A 2,510-nucleotide genomic window follows, 5' to 3' on the forward strand; every position below is an offset into this window, starting at 1 on the left:
GTTTTTCCTGTAACAACTTGTCAAGGACTTTCTAATCATTTTTATCGACTTTTTGATGTTTTTCTCTCTCCATTTCTCTAATCATTATGCGTTTTAATTTGTCTTGCATTGTTTCCGTTGCATTTTCATTAAAGTGAACAACAACCTCATAGGTTGCTTTACCAATTTTCTTTATGGTTTTTGTTCCCGTATTCTGTTCATTTTTATTTTCGTGCATATATTTTTCCTCCTGTTTGTTTCGATAAAAAAGACGATTAGATTTTTAATTTTCTAATCGCCTTTAAAGTGTCATATTTATATTTTTATTATCTCTGGCATACTTTTATACCTTTTTAGACTTAAAGTCTTTAATAGTGCCTTTCCACCTCTTTTTATCTATAAAGATTCTCCTACATCATAGTTCATTTTTTTATTTAAACCTTTCTGTCTTAGTTTTTCTTTGTCTTCTTCATACCATTTTAAGATTGTCGCATAGTGGTTTTGATAGGTCTTGCCACTACTTTTCATGTATCTTGATAGTTTATTTATCATTATTTCTGTGTGTGAGTTTAATTTTTCTTTAAGGNTNTTATATTCTTCTTTGCTTAACCTTACATTTTTGAATTCTCCATAAAAAATGGGGGTGGACTTTTTATCTATCTCTCCCTCTCTCCCCTTATCTATACTAACCTTATCTAATCTACCCTTATCTATACTGGGTTGACCACTTGACAACCTTTGGTTAACCAGATGACAACCAACTTTTTCTTCTGAAATATATGCTCCATTGTCCGTTTGATAAAGCTGCTGTTTCTGATCGATATACATTGTTGGCTTATATCTGTCTTTTCTAATAAAGTTATTTATCTTCCAATGAGTAATGACGATAATTCCCTGATCAAAGACTATCACAAAGCCTTTGGCAATAAGTATTTTTAGGTCATCTTCATTTGCTCCGATAATCTTGATGATTTTCTTAGGGTTATTTACAAAACCGTCATCATCTGCTCGCATTGATAAATGAAAATACAGACATTGACTACTTAGTGGCATATCCAAAAATAAGTCGCTATCCACTATCTTTAGTGAAAACATTCTTTTATCTGCCATGCTCTCCTACCTTTCTTCAAATAAAAAAAGACGATAGTTTTTACTTCTACCGCCTTGTGTACATTTATTATGTTTTTAAAATTTATTTTAGTTCGTTTTCAATTTCTTCTATGGTTGGTAATGCTCCCTTTAAACTTTCAGGAATTAAGTTTTGTAGATGATATTCTGAAATTCCAATAGGCTCTCTGGAGCTTTCAGAAGCATATTTTGCCAATACATTATCCTTTGTCTTACAGATTAAAAGACCTATTGTTTGATTATCCCCATCTCCCTTTAATATATGGTTTACAGATGTTACATAGGTTCCAAGTTGTCCTATATCCGCAGGTTTAAATGCGGAAATTTTAACCTCCACAACTACATAGCAATGTAGCTTAATGTTGTAGAATAACATATCAATAAATTCTTCTGAATTTCCAACTACAAGTCTATATTCTCTGCCCACGAACGAAAAACCTGTCCCTAGCTCCAATAAGAATTTTTGAATATTATCCATCAAAGCGTCTTTCAATTCTTTTTCATCATAATTTTGCCTTATAGATATAAAGTCAAAATTATACGGATCTCTCGTCATTTCATTGGCTAAATCACTTTGTGTAGCAGGCAAATTATTTGTGAAATTTGTTATTGCTTTTCCTTGTCTTTCAAATAGATCTGTATCCAAGAAATTTAAAAGCACCGCTCTACTCCAGCTATTTTCTAATGTTTTAGATATAAAGAAAAATGCTTTATTCAAATTTCCCTCACATCTATCCATAATATATCTTTGATGTCCCCATGGGATACTAAAAATCATATTAAAATCTCCACCGACTTTAGATATTTGTAAATCGTCCACAAGCTGTGGACGATTTAATGGCGAATACATTTCATAAAATTTCTTCATATATTTTAAATTAGTAACAGAAAATCCTTTAACATTGGGAATTTCATTTTTTAAATCCGAACTTAATTTTTTATAGAATCCGCTTCCCCATCTGCTTTCTGCCTTTAAGTTAATAATTTCTTCTCCTAAACTATAATAAAACTTTAGCATTTCAGAATTGACCGAAACTGCTGCTTTAAGTTGTCTGCTTGTATATGATCTTTTTATTTTCTCAAGCATTTTTATATATTCACCATCTCCTATAATATCTAAATCTTTTTTATCCATTCTAATCACTCCAATCTGATTCTTTTTATTTTATTCTATCTCTTTCACCAATGGTGGGAGTTTTAATCTTTTTATCACAATCAGCTTACGGTAAACAAGCTCATTTTATCATTACACATTTAGTTTAATTAATGTGATTATACCAAAAATGTTAAATCTTTTCTATCTCTCCCTCTCTCTCTTTATCTATCTCTATATCTTTCTCTATCTCTTGTCGGACATGGGTTGGACTCATTAAGGACAATGTCCTCTGTTTATTTTGTCTGTA

Annotated in this window: 3 protein-coding genes; all 3 read right to left on the minus strand. The window is 31.0% G+C overall.

Annotated elements, in window-relative coordinates; all coding sequences use genetic code 11:
- Positions 1 to 31 precede the first annotated feature (31 nt).
- Complete coding sequence (locus HMPREF1639_RS07740; protein WP_002416380.1) at positions 32 to 217, minus strand: transposon-encoded TnpW family protein; 186 nt, start codon at positions 215 to 217, stop codon at positions 32 to 34.
- 158 nt (positions 218 to 375) lie between these two features.
- The gene (locus HMPREF1639_RS07745) at positions 376 to 1,089 is read right to left on the minus strand and encodes a hypothetical protein (protein ID WP_036765194.1); all 714 of its coding nucleotides are present in this window, start codon (positions 1,087 to 1,089) and stop codon (positions 376 to 378) included.
- Positions 1,090 to 1,171: 82 nt separating this feature from the next.
- Complete coding sequence (locus tag HMPREF1639_RS07750; protein ID WP_007516562.1) at positions 1,172 to 2,242, minus strand: PDDEXK nuclease domain-containing protein; 1,071 nt, start codon at positions 2,240 to 2,242, stop codon at positions 1,172 to 1,174.
- Positions 2,243 to 2,510: the final 268 nt, after the last annotated feature.

Source organism: Peptostreptococcus sp. MV1, from assembly GCF_000758885.1.
Lineage (GTDB): Bacteria > Bacillota > Clostridia > Peptostreptococcales > Peptostreptococcaceae > Peptostreptococcus.